At 69.3% G+C, this 15,996-nt stretch carries 17 protein-coding genes; 8 read left to right on the forward strand and 9 right to left on the reverse strand.

Annotated elements, in window-relative coordinates; all coding sequences use genetic code 11:
- Window positions 1–83: 83 nt before the first annotated feature.
- Window positions 84–3,257: an efflux RND transporter permease subunit gene (locus A6A06_RS16485; RefSeq protein WP_073761911.1), complete on the forward strand. Its 3,174-nt coding sequence runs from the start codon at window positions 84–86 to the stop codon at window positions 3,255–3,257.
- A 53-nt stretch (window positions 3,258–3,310) separates the two neighbouring features.
- On the opposite strand, the gene A6A06_RS16490 is transcribed toward A6A06_RS16485, so the two are convergent.
- The 4 genes from A6A06_RS16490 to A6A06_RS16505 are packed head-to-tail and all read right to left on the reverse strand — an operon-like array spanning window position 3,311 to window position 4,943.
- Window positions 3,311–3,499, reverse strand: a complete 189-nt coding sequence (locus A6A06_RS16490; protein ID WP_073761912.1) for a DUF397 domain-containing protein — start codon at window positions 3,497–3,499, stop codon at window positions 3,311–3,313.
- A gap of 4 nt (window positions 3,500–3,503) precedes the next feature.
- Entirely contained in the window at window positions 3,504–3,908 is a 405-nt protein-coding gene (locus A6A06_RS43730; protein ID WP_073761913.1) for a DUF397 domain-containing protein, read from the reverse strand.
- Between the two features lie 4 nt (window positions 3,909–3,912).
- On the reverse strand, window positions 3,913–4,119 hold the full coding sequence (locus A6A06_RS16500) for a DUF397 domain-containing protein (protein WP_073761914.1): 207 nt from the start codon (window positions 4,117–4,119) through the stop codon (window positions 3,913–3,915).
- On the reverse strand, window positions 4,098–4,943 hold the full coding sequence (locus tag A6A06_RS16505; RefSeq protein WP_073761915.1) for a helix-turn-helix domain-containing protein: 846 nt from the start codon (window positions 4,941–4,943) through the stop codon (window positions 4,098–4,100). Before A6A06_RS16505 ends, A6A06_RS16500 begins: the two co-directional genes overlap by 22 nt.
- Before the next feature lie 135 nt (window positions 4,944–5,078).
- Here A6A06_RS16505 and A6A06_RS16510 point away from each other — a divergent pair, with 135 nt between their 5' ends.
- Both A6A06_RS16510 and A6A06_RS16515 read left to right on the forward strand, forming a co-directional pair.
- Window positions 5,079–5,327: a hypothetical protein gene (locus A6A06_RS16510; RefSeq protein WP_073761916.1), complete on the forward strand. Its 249-nt coding sequence runs from the start codon at window positions 5,079–5,081 to the stop codon at window positions 5,325–5,327.
- Window positions 5,291–5,656 carry a hypothetical protein gene (locus A6A06_RS16515; RefSeq protein ID WP_073761917.1) on the forward strand — a complete coding sequence of 122 codons (366 nt, stop codon included), beginning with the start codon at window positions 5,291–5,293 and terminating at the stop codon, window positions 5,654–5,656. The genes A6A06_RS16510 and A6A06_RS16515 overlap by 37 nt, the downstream gene beginning before the upstream one ends.
- A 125-nt stretch (window positions 5,657–5,781) precedes the next feature.
- Here A6A06_RS16515 and A6A06_RS16520 read toward each other — a convergent pair whose 3' ends face one another.
- Complete coding sequence (locus A6A06_RS16520) at window positions 5,782–6,024, reverse strand: type II toxin-antitoxin system Phd/YefM family antitoxin (protein WP_073761918.1); 243 nt, start codon at window positions 6,022–6,024, stop codon at window positions 5,782–5,784.
- A 35-nt stretch (window positions 6,025–6,059) separates the two neighbouring features.
- A complete protein-coding gene (nadA, locus tag A6A06_RS16525; RefSeq protein ID WP_073761919.1) occupies window positions 6,060–7,247 on the reverse strand; it encodes a quinolinate synthase NadA in 1,188 nt (395 codons plus the stop codon).
- A gap of 388 nt (window positions 7,248–7,635) precedes the next feature.
- On the opposite strand from nadA, the gene A6A06_RS16530 reads away from it, so the two are divergent.
- Window positions 7,636–7,989 carry a HesB/IscA family protein gene (locus tag A6A06_RS16530; protein WP_030022062.1) on the forward strand — a complete coding sequence of 118 codons (354 nt, stop codon included), beginning with the start codon at window positions 7,636–7,638 and terminating at the stop codon, window positions 7,987–7,989.
- A gap of 133 nt (window positions 7,990–8,122) precedes the next feature.
- On the opposite strand, the gene A6A06_RS16535 is transcribed toward A6A06_RS16530, so the two are convergent.
- Both A6A06_RS16535 and A6A06_RS16540 read right to left on the reverse strand, forming a co-directional pair.
- Window positions 8,123–9,667 carry a hypothetical protein gene (locus A6A06_RS16535; protein ID WP_073761920.1) on the reverse strand — a complete coding sequence of 515 codons (1,545 nt, stop codon included), beginning with the start codon at window positions 9,665–9,667 and terminating at the stop codon, window positions 8,123–8,125.
- A 98-nt stretch (window positions 9,668–9,765) separates the two neighbouring features.
- Window positions 9,766–10,014 carry a hypothetical protein gene (locus A6A06_RS16540; protein ID WP_073761921.1) on the reverse strand — a complete coding sequence of 83 codons (249 nt, stop codon included), beginning with the start codon at window positions 10,012–10,014 and terminating at the stop codon, window positions 9,766–9,768.
- Window positions 10,015–10,155: 141 nt separating this feature from the next.
- Here A6A06_RS16540 and A6A06_RS16545 point away from each other — a divergent pair, with 141 nt between their 5' ends.
- Window positions 10,156–11,130: a carbohydrate kinase family protein gene (locus A6A06_RS16545; RefSeq protein WP_073761922.1), complete on the forward strand. Its 975-nt coding sequence runs from the start codon at window positions 10,156–10,158 to the stop codon at window positions 11,128–11,130.
- Window positions 11,131–11,205: 75 nt separating this feature from the next.
- On the opposite strand, the gene A6A06_RS16550 is transcribed toward A6A06_RS16545, so the two are convergent.
- Complete coding sequence (locus tag A6A06_RS16550) at window positions 11,206–12,594, reverse strand: cysteine desulfurase/sulfurtransferase TusA family protein (protein WP_073761923.1); 1,389 nt, start codon at window positions 12,592–12,594, stop codon at window positions 11,206–11,208.
- Window positions 12,595–12,874: 280 nt separating this feature from the next.
- On the opposite strand from A6A06_RS16550, the gene ctaC reads away from it, so the two are divergent.
- Genes ctaC through A6A06_RS16565 form a run of 3 tightly spaced genes read left to right on the forward strand, consistent with a single transcriptional unit; the run spans window position 12,875 to window position 15,959 of the window.
- Complete coding sequence (gene ctaC / locus A6A06_RS16555; protein ID WP_073761924.1) at window positions 12,875–13,837, forward strand: aa3-type cytochrome oxidase subunit II; 963 nt, start codon at window positions 12,875–12,877, stop codon at window positions 13,835–13,837.
- The gene (gene ctaD, locus A6A06_RS16560; RefSeq protein ID WP_073761925.1) at window positions 13,834–15,564 is read left to right on the forward strand and encodes an aa3-type cytochrome oxidase subunit I; all 1,731 of its coding nucleotides are present in this window, start codon (window positions 13,834–13,836) and stop codon (window positions 15,562–15,564) included. The genes ctaC and ctaD overlap by 4 nt, the downstream gene beginning before the upstream one ends.
- On the forward strand, window positions 15,561–15,959 hold the full coding sequence (locus tag A6A06_RS16565) for a cytochrome c oxidase subunit 4 (protein ID WP_030020847.1): 399 nt from the start codon (window positions 15,561–15,563) through the stop codon (window positions 15,957–15,959). The genes ctaD and A6A06_RS16565 overlap by 4 nt, the downstream gene beginning before the upstream one ends.
- Window positions 15,960–15,996: the final 37 nt, after the last annotated feature.

Here is a 15,996-nt window from a genome sequence, read left to right on the forward strand (position 1 = left end):
AGCGCCGTACCGGACCGCCGTACCCGAACGCCGTCCCGATCGCCGTCCTGAACGTCGTACAGAACAGAAGAGAGACCCCACCCATGTCCTGGCTGTCCCGACTCAGCCTCGTACAACGGGGCCTGATAGCGCTGATGTCGATCGTCGCGGTCGCCTTCGGTGCCATCGCGATCCCCCAGCTCAAGCAGCAGCTCCTGCCCACCATCGAACTGCCCATGGTGTCCGTCCTGGCGCCCTACCAGGGCGCCTCGCCCGACGTCGTCGAGAAGCAGGTGATCGAGCCGCTGGAGGACGGAATCCAGGCGGTCGACGGCATCAAGGGCGTCACCTCGACGGCGAGCGAGGGCTCGGCCGTCATCATGGCCCAGTTCGACTACGGCAACGACTCCAAGCGGCTGGTCGCCGACGTGCAGCAGGCCGTCAACCGGTCCCGGGCCAAGCTGCCGAAGGACGTGGACCCGCAGGTCGTGGCCGGCTCGACGGACGATATCCCGGCCGTCGTGCTCGCCGTCTCCGGCACCGGCAAAGACCAGCAGACGCTGGCCAACCAGCTCGACCGCAGCGTGGTGCCCGGCCTGAAGAACATCGACGGCGTCGGCCAGGTCACCGTGGACGGCGTCCGCGACCGCATCGTCGCCGTCACCCCCGACGACGCCAAGCTGGCGCAGGCCGGGACGACGGCCGCGGCGCTCGGCCAGGCGCTGGAGGCGGGCGGCGCGTCCGTACCCGCCGGTTCGTTCGCCGAGCAGGGCCGCAGCCACACCGTGCAGGTCGGCTCCGGCTTCACCTCCGCGCAGCAGATCCGCGACCTGCCGCTGACCCCCGCCGCGGGACCCGGCGGTGCCGGTGCCTCCGGGGGCGCTTCGGCGGGCAAACCGGTACGCCTCGGTGACGTCGCCACCGTCAAGGAGGAGCAGGCCACCCCGACCTCCCTCACCCGCACCAACGGCAAGCCCAGCCTCGCCGTCATGGTGACCATGGGCCAGGACGGCAGCGCCGTCGACATCTCCGATGCCGTCAAGGACAAGCTGCCCGGCATCCGTACGGCACTCGGCAAGGGCACCGAGGTCACGGTCGTCTCCGACCAGGGCCCGGCGGTCTCCAAGTCCATCGATTCGCTGACCACCGAGGGACTGCTCGGCCTGCTCATGGCCGTGATCGTGATCCTGGTCTTCCTGCTCAGCCTGCGCTCGACGCTGGTCACCGCGGTCTCCATCCCGCTGTCCGTCGTCATCACGCTGATCGTGCTGTGGACCGGCGACCTGTCGCTGAACATGCTCACCCTCGGCGCGCTGACGATAGCCATCGGCCGCGTCGTCGACGACTCGATCGTCGTCCTGGAGAACATCAAACGGCACCTCGGCTACGGCGAGGAACGCCGGGAGGCCATCCTGACCGCCGTCCGCGAGGTCTCCGGCGCGATCACCTCCTCCACCCTCACCACCGTGGCGGTCTTCCTGCCCATCGGCGTGGTGGGCGGCATGGTCGGCGCCCTGTTCGGCTCGTTCTCCATCACCGTGACGGTCGCCCTCCTCGCCTCCCTCCTCGTCTCCCTCACGGTCGTGCCGGTCCTCTCCTACTGGTTCCTGCGCGCACCGAAGATCCCCGAGGGCACCGACCCCGAGGAACTGCGCCGGGCCGCCGAGGCCAAGGAGAGCGGCAGCCCGCTCCAGCGCCTGTACGTGCCCGTCCTGCGCTTCGCCACCCGCCGCCGGGTGACCAGCGTCGTCATCGCCGTCGTCGTCCTCCTGGGGACCTTCGGCATGGCCCCCCTCCTCAAGACCAACTTCTTCGACCAGGGCGACCAGGACACCCTCGGCGTCAAGCAGGAACTGAAGCCCGGTACGAGCCTCACGGCCGCCGACGCCCAGGCCAAGAAGGTGGAGAAGGTCCTCGGCGGCCTCGACGGGATCGAGGACTACCAGGTCACCGTCGGCTCCTCCGGCTTCATGGCGGCCTTCGGCGGCGGCAGCGGCGCCAACCAGGCCTCGTACCAGATCAAGCTGAAGGACGCTGCGGACTCCGCGAAGATCACCGACAAGCTCCGCGCCGAACTCGGCAAGCTCGGCAAGGACATCGGCGAGACGACGGTCTCCTCCGGCGGGGGCGGCTTCGGCAACCAGGACCTGAGCGTCGTGGTCAAGGCCGCGGACGCGGACGTACTGAAGAAGGCGTCGGAGCAGGTACGGGCCACCGTCGCCGGGCTCGACCACGTCACCGACGTGCAGAGCGACCTCGCGCAGAGCGTGCCCCGCATCTCCGTCCAGGCCAACGCGAAGGCCGCGGCGGCCGGTTACAGCCAGGCCACCCTCGGCCAGGTCGTCGCCCAGGCGGTGCGCGGCACGACCAGCGGCAAGGCGGTCATCGACGGCACCGAGCGCGACGTCGTGATCAAGTCCGCCCACCCGGTCACCTCCGAGGCCACCCTGCGCGACCTCGCCGTACCGACCCCGGCGGGCCCCGCGAAGCTCGGTGACCTCGCCACCGTCCGTACGGTCGCGGGTCCGGTCCAGAGCACCCGCATCGACGGCGCCCGGTCCGCCACCGTCACCGCCAAGCCGACCGGCGACAACACCGGCGCGGTCACCGCCCAGCTCCAGTCCAAGATCAAGGACCTGAAGCTGCCGGAGGGCGCCACCGCCGAGATCGGCGGCGTCTCCGCCGACCAGTCCGATGCGTTCGGCTCCCTCGGCCTGGCCATGCTGGCCGCCATCGCGATCGTCTTCATGCTGCTCGTGGCGACCTTCCGGTCCCTGATCCAGCCGCTGATCCTGCTCGTCTCGATCCCCTTCGCGGCGACCGGCGCGATCGGCCTGCTGCTCGCCACGGGCACCCCGATGGGCGTCCCCGCGATGATCGGCATGCTGATGCTCATCGGCATCGTCGTCACCAACGCGATCGTGCTCATCGATCTGATCAACCAGTACCGCGCCCAGGGCTACGGCGTCGTAGAAGCCGTCATCGAGGGCGGCCGCCACCGCCTCCGCCCGATCCTGATGACGGCCCTGGCCACGATCATGGCCCTGCTCCCGATGGCCCTCTCCATCACCGGCGACGGCGGCTTCATCTCCCAGCCGCTGGCCGTGGTCGTCATCGGCGGCCTGATCACGTCCACCCTGCTCACGCTGCTGCTCGTACCGACGCTGTACGCGATGATCGAACTCCGGAAGGAACGCCGAGCCGCCAAGCGGATGGCCCGAAGGGCCGAGGCAGCCGAGGAGCCCGAGCCCCGCACGGCGGAGCCGGCGGGGGTCTGACCTACGCACACATCAGCCCGTCCCAGAGCCCATCTGGGACGGGCTGAGCTGCGTCAGGATGCCTTGAGGGCCGCGATGAAGTCGGTCCAGGAGGTGGTGGGGAAGGTGAGTGTGGGGCCGTGGGGTGTTTTGCTGTCGCGTACGGGGACGGCGCCGGGGGTGTTGTCGGCGATCTCGACGCAGTTGCCCCCGTTGGTGTTGCTGTAGCTGCTCTTGCGCCAGCGAGTGGTGGGCTGCCGCATGGCCCTAACTCTCCGTCGTATTGAGGGCCGCGACGAACTCGGCCCAGGAGGCGGTCGGGAAGGTGAGTATGGGGCCATGGGGGGTTTTGCTGTCGCGTACGGGGATGATGCCGAGGGTGTTGTCGGCGATCTCGACGCAGCTCCCCCCGTTGGTGTTGCTGTAACTGCTCTTGCGCCAGCGGGCGATGTTGGTGTCGAGAGGTTGCTGCATGAGCCCTACCTCTCCGCCGTTGAGGGCGGTGATGAACGTGGTCCAGGAGGTGGCGGGGAAGGTGAGTGTGGGGCCGTGGGGTGTTTTGCTGTCGCGTACGGGAACGGCGCCGGGGGTTTCGTCGGCGATCTCTACGCAGTTGCCCCCACCGGCGTTGCTGTAGCTGCTCTTGCGCCAGCGAGTGGTGGGCTGCCGCATGGCCCTAACTCTCCGTCGTATTGAGGGCCGCGACGAACTCGGCCCAGGAGGCGGTCGGGAAGGTGAGTATGGGCCCGTGGGGGGTTTTGCTGTCGCGTACGGGGACGAGGCCGGGGATGTTGTCGGCGATCTCGACGCAGTTGCCCCCATTGGCGTTGCTGTAACTGCTCTTACGCCAGCGAGCGGTGCTCAGCTCGGGGGTGTTTCGCATGGCTGGTAAGCCTCCATCGCTTTTCGGATCAGATTGGCCGACTCCGCCGGCGAGAGAGCGATGGCACGCAGCACCTCGTACTGCCGCCGCCACGGTTTCACCGCGTCCGCCGCCTCGTAGAGGTGACAGACCTTGATGCCTTCTTCATAGGCCACTGAGGAGCCGTTGCGGAGCGTCAGCAAAGTCAGTGCGCCGCTCATCAGGGTGTGCAGACCTGCACTGAACGGAACGACCTGGACCTTGCTGTGTGAAGTATCCGCTTGCTCCAGCAGGGAAGCCAGTTGTTCGTACATGCATTCTGCGCTGCCGGCCTGCCTGCGGATCACGGATTCGTCGATGATGGCCCACCGATAGGGAGATCCATCAGCACGTTGGCTTGCCTGACGTGACATCCGGGCGGCTACATGCTCCTCGATCTGCTCACTGGTCCAGCAGTCGAGACTGCGGAACAACTCCCGCGCGTACACCTCCGTCTGGAACGGCCCGGGAACCACCTGCGGCTCATAGTTCTCGATCGTCTCGGCCTGCGCCTCCAGATCCATGAACCTCCGGTACTGATCCGGATGCGCCTCCCGCTTCGCGAGCTGGTACAGCCCGTGGAAGTGCTCGTCCGTGCCGAAGGCCGCGTCCAGCCTGGGTGGCAGGTCGGGGGGTGGCATCAGCTCCGCCGTCTCGACGCGGGCCAGTGTGCTCTTGCTGGAGTTGATCACGGTCGCCAACTGCGCCAGCGACAGTTTCGCGGCCTCGCGGTGGCGGCGCTGTTCGGAGCCGAAGTAGTGGCGGGCGGATACGTACGGGGTCAGGTTCCGGGGCGTGAATTTCACGGGATGCGCCTCTCTGCCGTCCCACTCTCAACGATGGGACGGGGCGCCCCTGTTGAGGCCCATGTCACACGGTGACGATGGTGATGCACACGGTAGTCGCCGGGTGTTCGTGGATGTCGGAGAAGGCGGGATTCCATGTTCCATCGCATCGCGCGGTTCGCCGTGGCGCTGATGTGCGGCCTGCTGCCTGCGGGCGGCCGTCACCGGGCCTCGGCACCGCCGGTCACCCTTGACGGGCGGTTCGTGCCCGTCGCCAGGGCGCCGCGTCGGCGGCCCGAGGTCATGCTGCCCGGGGAGGCGAGCGCGCTGGTGCGGCCGTACGCCCTGTCGCCGGAGGAGTTCCGTACGTGGCGGTCGTGCCGCGCCGGGGCGGCGGCGCGATGACCGGGGAGCGGTGCGGTGGGCCGCTGCGGCTGCTGCCGTGGACCACGCCTGAGGGCGGGGCGTGCTACCTCAGCACGGATGACCCGGAGAGCCTTCTGTCCTTGATCGCCGACGAGGCCGAGGAGGAGATCCTCCGGGGCGCGGAGGAACTGGTGACGACCGGCGCGGGCCTCCGGCAACTGCGCCGCGCGCTGCGCGACGTACTGCGTATCGCGGTCAGCCGGGGTGCCCGCCTGGTGCGGGAGGAGCGGCCCTGCGAGCACGGGGCGACCGAACGGTGCGACGGCAAGACGTACTGCTGCGGCTGCCGACGGCAGATCTATCTGTGAGCGGGTCCCGAGCGGCAACGGAGCCCGCCCCGGGCCGTGGCCGTCCGACCCCCGCCGCGCCCGGTCCGGTCCGGCCCGTCCCGGGAGGTCTCCGGGACGGGCCGGAGAGTGCCCGGCCCTCTACGTCAGCCGAGCCGCGCGCGTACCTCGTCGTGCGGAACGCCTGCGGACTCACCGGACGCCTGCCGCGCGCGGTATCGCGCCAGCGCCAGGGCGTCCTCCAGGTCGGCGAGCTCCTGGGGGTTTATCAGCACGGCCGCCGGTCGGCCGTGATCAGTGATCGTGATCCGTTCGCGGGCGCGGGAAACGCGGCGCACCAGCGATCCGAACCGGGCGCGCGCCTCCGTGATCGGCAGAGTGTCACTCATGTGCGGAAAGTACACTCCGCGCCCTACGCCCCCGCCTACGGCAGCGCCAGCATCCGCTCCAGGGCCAGCTTGGCGAAGCTTTCCGTCTCACGGTCCACCTGGATGCGGTTGACCAGCTTGCCCTCGGCCAGGGACTCCAGGGTCCAGACCAGGTGGGGGAGGTCGATGCGGTTCATGGTGGAGCAGAAGCAGACGGTCTTGTCGAGGAAGACGATCTCCTTGTCCTCCGCGGCGAAACGATTGGCCAGGCGGCGGACGAGGTTCAGTTCGGTGCCGATGGCCCACTTGGAGCCGGGCGGGGCGGCTTCCAGGGCTTTGATGATGTATTCCGTGGAGCCGACGTAGTCCGCCGCGGCGACGACCTCGTGCTTGCACTCGGGGTGGACGAGGACGTTCACGCCGGGTATCCGGGCCCGTACGTCCTCGACGGATTCGAGCGAGAACCGGCCGTGCACGGAGCAGTGGCCCCGCCAGAGGATCATCTTCGCCGCGCGGAGCTGCTCGGCGGTGAGGCCGCCGTTCGGCTTGTGGGGGTTGTAGACGACGCAGTCGTCCAGGGACATGCCCATGTCGCGTACGGCGGTGTTGCGGCCCAGGTGCTGGTCGGGCAGGAACAGGACCTTCTCGCCCTGCTCGAAGGCCCAGTCCAGCGCGCGCTTCGCGTTGGAGGAGGTGCAGATGGTGCCGCCGTGCTTGCCGGTGAAGGCCTTGATGTCGGCGGAGGAGTTCATGTACGAGACGGGGACGGTCCGCTCGGCCACGCCGGCCTCGGTGAGCACGTCCCAGCACTCCGCGACCTGCTCGGCCGTCGCCATGTCGGCCATGGAGCAGCCGGCGGCCAGGTCGGGCAGGACGACCCGCTGGTCGTCGGAGGTCAGGATGTCGGCGGACTCGGCCATGAAGTGCACACCGCAGAAGACGATGTACTCGGCGTCCGGCCGGGCCGCCGCGTCACGCGCCAGCTTGAAGGAGTCGCCGGTCACGTCCGCGAACTCGATGACCTCGTCACGCTGGTAGTGGTGCCCGAGGACGAAGACCTTCTCGCCGAGCTTCTCCTTGGCGGCGCGGGCCCGCTCGACGAGATGGGGGTCGGACGGGGCCGGCAGGTCGCCGGGGCAGTCCACGCCGCGCTCGCTCTTGGGGTCGGCCTCGCGGCCGAGGAGCAGCAGCGCGAGCGGGGTCGGCTGGACGTCCAGGGGCTGGGCGGTGGTCACGGCACGCACCCTCTCTTGTCGTATGTATGGGCGCGACGAAGTCGCTCCGGTGGAGCCGGTGCTTGCACCGGTGCGACGTGGTCGCTCCGGTGGAGCCGGTGCTTGCACCGGTGCGACGTGGTCGCTCCAGTGGAGTCGGTGCTGCTGACACCGGACCCCTTTTCGTCGAATTGACGCTATCTATCATAGCTGCTTCACGTCACTTTGACGATGGCCATCGCGTCGATGTGACGCATCCCCGCGCGTCCCCGGTGCACGGGCTGCCCGCGATACGCCCGCGATGTGCGAGCATGAAAAGCGAAAGACTGACAACACGTCGCGCCCAGCCGGAATTAATCCGGGGCCCCGTCGGTTGCAGCCGAGGGCAAGCGGTCCGTACAACCCGGGAGAGATCTAGATGAGCGTTCAGGACGAGACCACCGTCAGCGACGGCATCATCCTGTCCGACGCGGCCGCGTCGAAGGTGAAGGCCCTGCTGGAGCAGGAAGGCCGCGACGACCTCGCGCTGCGGGTGGCCGTCCAGCCCGGCGGCTGCTCCGGACTGCGCTACCAGCTCTTCTTCGACGAGCGGTCGCTCGACGGAGATGTCGTCAAGGACTTCGACGGCGTCAAGGTCGTCACCGACCGGATGAGCGCCCCGTACCTGGGCGGCGCCTCCATCGACTTCGTCGACACCATCGAGAAGCAGGGCTTCACGATCGACAACCCGAACGCCACGGGCTCCTGCGCCTGTGGTGACTCCTTCAACTGACCCGCCGAGGCGGGAACAGTAGAACGTACGACGGCGGCGCCCCCCTTCACAGGGGGCGCCGCCGTTGTCGTTTCCGGATCCGCGTCGGCCTCAACGCAAGATCAAGTTATGTACTGTCCGGATCTATACGGCGCTATTTCGCCGGAACCTCCTTGCCCGTGGACGCGTCGATCACGTCCCGCCCGGCCAGTGGCTTCTCCAGCGGCACCGTCTGCGTGAATTCCTTCGCCATCTTCACGCAGATCTGGTTCGGCTTCTTCTCCTTGCCGATGACCTCGGCCTTGATGTCCTTGCCGGTCTGCTCGGCGGTCGCCGAGTACGTGCTGCACACGCCGCCCCAGAAGTGCAGCTTGAGGGACGTGCCGTCCGCGCTGACCTCGTAGGACTCCAGGCCCATCGCCCCGGCCTTGCCCGACGGCTTGCCGCTGTTGGGAGGCTGGGCGGGGCCGGACGAGGCGCCGTCGCCGTCCTTGACGTACTTCGGGTCGACGGCGGGGTGTGTGACCGTGCCGGCGCCCGTCTGCTGCACCTTGTAGAGCCACGAGGGCACCAGCGCCTGGCGGCCGTTGACGTACTGGACCGAGAGGCCGAAGACCGCGCCGGACACCTCGGCGGGCTTGCGCGCCGCCGCGTTGCCCGCGCACGGCTCGACGCCCGCGACGTCGGTGCCCTGCTTCTTCAGCGGCTCGGCCGTCGCACAGTCGCGGGCGCCGGAGTTCGCGCCGCCGTGTGCGGCGTTGAGCCGCTCCAGCGTCTTCTCGGCGCTCTGCACCGGATACGTGTCGCCCTTGACGGGCTGCGCCAACTGGCCGCTGCCCCCGACGACCTGGCCGTCCGAGCCGATCTGGATGTCGCTCTGCCAGCCGTACGTGGGCAGCCCGCCCACCACCGGGTTGGCGCTGACGATCCGTACCGCGCCGGACAGGCCACTGGCGTCCAGCTTGGCGTCCTTCTGGCCGAGCGCCTCCAGCACCGGCTGCGCCGCCTGCTTGGCCTTCTCCTGGGAGACGGCGTCCTTGCCGCTGCTGTCGTCCTGGGTGGAGGCGTCACCGCCCCGGTACGACGGGCAGCCGGGCCCGCTCGCCTGCGAACCGCTGCCGCCGCCCTTCGGCGCGGGCTCCGCACAGCCGGTCCCGCCGGGCGTGCCGTACTGCGAGTACGTCCATGCGCCGGAACCACCCTTGGCCACCTGGAGGACGGGGCTGCGCGCGTCCCGCGTCAGGCCGCCCACCTTCCAGGAACTGCCGTCGGAACGGACCTTGCCGGGCAGGCCCAGGGCCTTCGCCAGCCGGGCCACCGCTTCCTGGCCCACCTCGCCGCGCGGCTGGTAGACGGGGGCCGAGGAGGGGCCTTCGGGCAGCTTGCCCGTCGCCCGGTAGCCCGCGCCCTGCGGATTCGGCTCGCCGGGGGCGATCCCGCTGCGCGAGCCGGTCTCCTTCGCGTATCCGTCCAGGGCGAGCGGCGGCGGGCCGCCCTCCGGACGGGCGCCGGCGCCGTTCTCCCCGCCGCCGGAGGCTGTCGAGGCCCAGTACGCCGCGCCGCCGCCGGCCAGCAGCACCGCCGCGGCCACCGAGGCCGCGATCAGCGGGCTGCGCCGACGCCGGGCGGTGGTCTCCTGGGTGGTGTTGTCGCTGGAATTCTCCCCGCCGGACGCGGGGGGAGTGTCCTCGGTGCTCACCACTTCGCTCCTTCGGCTCCGCTGAACAACTGACATGCCCTCCTCCGTGGGGAGGACGCCGGTTGGACGGAGCCGGAGCGTCCGCGGTTCCCCCGGACTCAGTCCCCGTACTCGGACATGCCGCTGACCAGGGCCGCGGAGGAGGCGGGAACGCTGATCCCGTGCAGTTCGCGGGCGGGGGACGGTGGTGCCTGGGGGCCGCTGCGCCAGTGCGGTGCCATCCGCGCGCAGTCGCCCAGCAACTGGTCCATCGACTCCGGTTCGGCCGGGGTGCCGGGGACGGACCGGGAGGCGGCGCCGGAAACGGCGGCCGAACGGGGTGTGACGCCCTTCACATGCTTGGTCATACGGGCACCGTACGCATCTCGAACCTCGCGAAGAAAGCCCTACTATTGGGTAGTTTCGACTGGTGGGAGGAGATCAGGACAGCCGGTACCGTTGACCAACGTCCGTCCCGTCCTTCCGCCTTCCGCAGGAGCAGACCCGTCGTGCGTATCGCAGTCACCGGCTCCATCGCCACCGACCACCTGATGACCTTCCCCGGCCGTTTCGCCGACCAGCTGGTCGCCGATCAGCTGCACACGGTCTCCCTCTCCTTCCTGGTCGACGAACTCGACGTCCGGCGCGGAGGTGTGGGCGCCAACATCTGCTTCGGCATGGGCCAGCTCGGCACCGCGCCGATCCTGGTCGGCGCCGCAGGCGCCGACTTCGACGAATACCGCGCGTGGCTCGACCGGCACGGTGTGGACACCCGCTCGGTCCGCATCTCCGAGGTCAAGCACACCGCCCGCTTCGTGTGCACCACCGACGCCGACCACAACCAGATCGGCTCCTTCTACACCGGCGCGATGAGCGAGGCGCGGCTGATCGAGCTGCACGCCGTCGCCGAGCGCGTCGGCGGCCTGGACCTCGTCCTGATCGGCGCGGACGACCCGGAGGCGATGGTCCGCCACACCGAGGAGTGCCGGACCCGCGACATCCCCTTCGCGGCCGACTTCTCCCAGCAGATCGCCCGGATGGACGGCGAGGACATCCGCACCCTGATGGACGGCGCGGCCTACCTCTTCTCGAACGAGTACGAGAAGGGCCTGATCGAGAACAAGACCGGCTGGACCTCCGAGGAGATCCTGGCCAAGGTCGGCACCCGGGTGACGACGCTGGGCGCCGACGGCGTCCGCATCGAGCGGGCCGGCGAGCCGGACATCGTCGTCGGCACCGCCGAGGAGAAGGCCAAGGCCGACCCGACCGGCGTGGGCGACGCGTTCCGCGCCGGCTTCCTGTCCGGCCTGACCTGGGGCGTCGGCCTGGAGCGCGCCGCGCAGGTCGGCTGCATGCTGGCGACCCTGGTCATCGAGACCGTCGGCACCCAGGAGTACGAGCTGCACCGCAGCCACTTCATGGACCGCTTCACCAAGGCGTACGGACACGACGCCGCCGGGGAGATCCGGGCGCACCTGGCCTGATCCGGTTGCCGTGGTGCGGCGGCCCCGACCCGTCGGGGACCGGGGGCGCCGCATCCGGCCCGCGAGCCGTACCGGTCAGACGAGGCGCCGCACCACGTACGCGGCGCCCCGCTCCGCCGCCCGCTCGCCCACGTACTCCTGGCCCCGCATCCCGCACCACGCGGGAATGTCCAGCCGCGCCGCCTCGTCGTCCGCCAGGACGGTCAGCGTGGCGCCCACCGGGACATCGCCGATCACCTTCGCCAGCTCGATGACGGGCACCGGGCAGCGCTTGCCCAGCGCGTCCACGACGTGCCCGGCGGCGGGGGAGGGGGCGGCCTCCGGACGCGCGGCGGCCGGGGCGCCCAGCTGCTCCCGTACGGAGCGGACCGCCTCCGGGAGGACGTCCAGGAAGCGTTCGACGTCGGCCTCGGCGGTGCCCGGCGGCAGCGAGACCCGGACGTTGCCCTCCGACAGCACACCCATCGCCCGCAGCACATGGCTCGGCGTCAGCGTGCTGGAGGTGCAGGACGACCCGGACGAGACGGAGAAGCCCGCCCGGTCCAGCGCGTGCAGCAGGGTCTCCCCGTCGACATAGAGACACGAGAAGGTCACCAGGTGGGGGAGACGGCGGACGGGATCACCGACGACCTCGGTGTCCGGCACCGCCCCGGCCACCCGCGCACGGATACGGTCCACCAGTTCCCGCAGCCGGACCGCCTCGGCAGCCGCCTCCGCCCGTACGGCGCGCAGCGACGCCGCCGCGGCGACCACGGCGGGCAGGTTCCCGAAGCCCGGCACCCGGCCGGACTCCCGCTCGTCCTGCGGACCCTGCGGCGCGAACCGGGTGCCCTTGCGTACGGCCAGCAGCCCCACGCCCGGCGGGCCGCCCCACTTGTGCGCGCTGCCCGTCAGCAGCGACCAGGCGCCGCCGACCGGGCCCCAGGGGAGCGACTGGGCGGCGTCCACCAGCAGCGGTACGCCCGCTTCCCGGCAGGCCGCGGCGGCCTCCTCGACCGGCTGCTCGGTGCCCACCTCGTGGTTCGCGGACTGGAGGACCGTCAGCGCGGTGTCCGGGCGCAGTGCGGCCGCGAGGTCCCCGGCGTCCGCCCGGCCCGTACGGTCCACGCCGACCTCGGAGACCGAGCCGCCCGCCGCCTCGTGGACCGCGGCGGCGTGCAGTACGGAGGAGTGCTCCACCGCGGAGTGGACCAGATGGCGGCCGACACGCCGACGCGCGGCGAGCGTGCCGGACATGGCCGAATGCACCGCCTGCGTCCCCGATGGAGTGAATACGAGCTCGTCGGGGCGGCAGCCCACGGCCTCCGCCGCGGCCTCCCGCGCGGCGTCCAGCAGCAGGCGGGCGCGCCGGCCTTCCCGGTAGGGGCGGGCCGGGTCGGCCCAGCCCTCGTCGAGCGAGGCGAGCAGGGCCTCGCGGGCGACCGGGTGCAGCGGAACGGCCGAGGCGGCATCGAAGTAGGACACACCCGAGACGCTAGCGCGTCGTACACCTGTGCCGGGCGCGGCGTCAGATGGCTGCCGGAGCCCGGCATTCCGGGGCTCCGGGAGCGTCCTCCGGATGCCGCAGCCACCCCTTCGGGGAGCCGTGCGGCGCGTTGGGCACCCTCCCCGCGCGACCCCAAATAGCGTCCAGTAGGGTTTGGTCCGCATAAACATCCAAACCCCTGCCCGTGCCAGGGCCGGCGACCGACCAGCGAGACGGCCGCAGCCGGTCTCGCGGGCGAGACTCTCGGGAAGGCGCTACGTGAGTCCCAACGGCTCCGACCGCTCGTCGCGGCGCCCGATGCGGCGGAAGCTGCCGCAGGTGCTGGCTGCGGGACTGGTCCTGGCAACCTCGACCGGTTGCACATACAAGGACTTTCCCAACCTCGGCATGCCCAATCCGGCTACTGAAGAGGCGCCGCGGATCCTCTCCCTTTGGCAGGGCTCCTGGGCCGCCGCCCTCGCAGTGGGCGTGCTGGTGTGGGGCCTGATCATCTGGAGCTGGATCTTCCACCGCCGCAGCCGGACCAAGGTGGAGGTCCCCGCACAGACGCGGTACAACATGCCCATCGAGGCGTTGTACACCATTGTTCCGTTCATCATCATCGCGGTGCTCTTCTACTTCACCGCGCGCGATGAGAGCGAACTCCTCAAGACTTCGAAGAAGCCCGACCACGTCATCAACGTGGTGGGTTATCAGTGGAGCTGGGGGTTCAACTACCTGGAGAACGTGGACGGCAAGCCCGACACCACGAATATCGACTCCAAGGAACTCTCCGCGATCCCGGACAAGTGGAAGAAGAACGTCCCCGCCGGCGCCGACGGCGTGTACGACGAGGGCATCCCGGGCACGCGGAACCCGCAGACCGGCAACCCGGGTCCGACCCTGTGGCTGCCGAAGGGCGAGACGGTTCAGTTCGTCCTGACGTCGCGTGATGTCATCCACTCGTTCTGGGTGGTGCCGTTCCTGATGAAGCAGGACGTGATCCCCGGCCACACCAACGTCTTCGAGGTGACTCCCAACAAGGAGGGCACCTTCATGGGCAAGTGCGCCGAGCTCTGCGGCGTCGACCACTCCCGGATGCTCTTCAACGTCAAGGTGGTCTCTCCCGACAAGTACCGGGAGCACCTGAAGGACCTGGCGAAGAAGGGCCAGACCGGTTACCTGCCGTCGGGCATCAAGCAGACGGATCACGCCAGGAACGCGGAGACCAACAACAAGTGAGCATCCTCAACGAACCTCAGGGTGCCGCCGCCGCAACGGCTCCGGCAGCACCACCCGCCCGTAAGAAGTCTCCCGGCTCCGTCGTGGTGAGCTGGCTGACGACCACTGACCACAAGACCATCGGCACGCTGTACCTGGTCACTTCGTTCGCGTTCTTCTGCATCGGCGGCCTGATGGCGCTGCTGATGCGCGCCGAGCTCGCTCGCCCCGGCACGCAGATCATGTCGAACGAGCAGTTCAACCAGGCGTTCACGATGCACGGCACGATCATGCTGCTGATGTTCGCGACGCCGCTGTTCTCCGGCTTCGCGAACTGGATCATGCCGCTGCAGATCGGCGCGCCCGACGTGGCGTTCCCGCGGCTGAACATGTTCGCGTACTGGCTGTACCTCTTCGGCTCGCTGATCGCGGTGGCCGGCTTCCTCACCCCGCAGGGTGCGGCGGACTTCGGCTGGTTCGCCTACTCGCCGCTGTCGGACGCGGTCCGCTCGCCGGGCGTCGGCGCCGACATGTGGATCATGGGCCTGGCCTTCTCCGGCTTCGGTACGATCCTCGGCTCGGTCAACTTCATCACCACGATCATCTGCATGCGGGCCCCCGGCATGACGATGTTCCGGATGCCGATCTTCACCTGGAACGTCCTGCTGACCGGTGTGCTGGTCCTGCTGGCCTTCCCGGTCCTGGCCGCCGCGCTGTTCGCCCTGGAGGCGGACCGTAAATTCGGGGCACATGTATTCGATGCGGCCAATGGCGGCGCATTGCTGTGGCAGCACCTCTTCTGGTTCTTCGGACACCCAGAGGTGTACATCATCGCGCTGCCGTTCTTCGGCATCATTTCCGAGGTCATTCCGGTCTTCTCCCGGAAGCCGATGTTCGGTTACATCGGTCTGATCGCGGCGACGATTTCGATCGCGGGCCTTTCGGTCACCGTGTGGGCGCACCACATGTACGTGACGGGCGGGGTACTCCTACCGTTCTTCTCGTTCATGACATTCCTCATCGCGGTACCGACCGGTGTGAAGTTCTTCAACTGGCTCGGCACGATGTGGAAGGGCTCACTGTCCTTCGAGACACCGATGCTGTGGGCGGTCGGCTTCCTGATCACCTTCACCTTCGGCGGTCTGACCGGCGTCATCCTGGCGTCGCCGCCGATGGACTTCCACGTCTCGGACTCGTACTTCGTCGTGGCGCACTTCCACTACGTCATCTTCGGCACGGTCGTCTTCGCGATGTTCGCCGGCTTCCACTTCTGGTGGCCGAAGTTCACCGGCAAGATGCTGGACGAGCGACTCGGCAAGATCACGTTCTGGACGCTGTTCGTCGGCTTCCACGGCACCTTCCTCGTCCAGCACTGGCTGGGCGCCGAGGGCATGCCGCGGCGCTACGCGGACTACCTGAACGCGGACGGCTTCACCACGCTGAACACGATCTCGACGATCGCCTCGTTCCTGCTCGGCCTGTCGATGCTGCCGTTCATGTACAACGTCTGGAAGACGGCCAAGTACGGCAAGAAGGTCGAGGTCGACGACCCGTGGGGCTACGGCCGCTCGCTGGAGTGGGCGACCTCCTGCCCGCCGCCGCGGCACAACTTCCTCACGCTGCCGCGCATCCGCAGCGAATCCCCGGCGTTCGATCTGCACCACCCGGAGATCGCGGCGCTGGAGGCCCTTGAGAACGAGGGCCAGAAGGACACCGCGCTCGCCGGTGGCAAGGAGGTCGGCAAGTGAAGATCCAGGGCAAGATGTTCATCTGGCTCTCCGTCTTCGTCCTCGCCATGGCGATCGTCTATGGCGTCTGGTCGAAGGAGCCGGCGGGCACCACCGCGCTGTTCCTCGCCTTCGGCCTGTGCATCATGATCGGCTACTACCTGGCCTTCACGGCTCGCCGGGTGGACGCCGGAGCGCAGGACAACGACGAGGCCGAGGTCTCCGACGACGCCGGTGAGCTGGGCTTCTTCAGCCCGCACAGCTGGCAGCCGCTGTCCCTCGGCGTCGGTGGCGCGCTCGCCTTCCTGGGCGTCGTCTTCGGCTGGTGGCTGCTCTTCTTCTCGGCCCCGGTCATCCTGATCGGCCTGTTCGGCTGGGTCTTCGAGTACTACCGCGGCGAGAACCGCACGCAGTAACGCGGTCCCCGTACGACCGGGCGGGCCCGGACACCTC

It is taken from the genome of Streptomyces sp. CB02923, assembly GCF_001905005.1.
GTDB lineage: Bacteria > Actinomycetota > Actinomycetes > Streptomycetales > Streptomycetaceae > Streptomyces.

Excerpts from the sequence above, each read along its gene's own strand:
- A6A06_RS16485 (WP_073761911.1), top strand. The coding sequence starts at position 84 with ATGTCCTGGCTGTCCCGACTCAGCCTCGTACAACGGGGCCTGATAGCG.
- A6A06_RS16490 (WP_073761912.1), bottom strand. The coding sequence starts at position 3,499 with ATGCGGCAGCCCACCACTCGCTGGCGCAAGAGCAGCTACAGCAACACC.
- A6A06_RS43730 (WP_073761913.1), bottom strand. The coding sequence starts at position 3,908 with ATGCGGCAGCCCACCACTCGCTGGCGCAAGAGCAGCTACAGCAACGCC.
- A6A06_RS16500 (WP_073761914.1), bottom strand. The coding sequence starts at position 4,119 with ATGCGAAACACCCCCGAGCTGAGCACCGCTCGCTGGCGTAAGAGCAGT.
- A6A06_RS16510 (WP_073761916.1), top strand. The coding sequence starts at position 5,079 with ATGTTCCATCGCATCGCGCGGTTCGCCGTGGCGCTGATGTGCGGCCTG.
- A6A06_RS16520 (WP_073761918.1), bottom strand. The coding sequence starts at position 6,024 with ATGAGTGACACTCTGCCGATCACGGAGGCGCGCGCCCGGTTCGGATCG.
- A6A06_RS16530 (WP_030022062.1), top strand. The coding sequence starts at position 7,636 with ATGAGCGTTCAGGACGAGACCACCGTCAGCGACGGCATCATCCTGTCC.
- A6A06_RS16540 (WP_073761921.1), bottom strand. The coding sequence starts at position 10,014 with ATGACCAAGCATGTGAAGGGCGTCACACCCCGTTCGGCCGCCGTTTCC.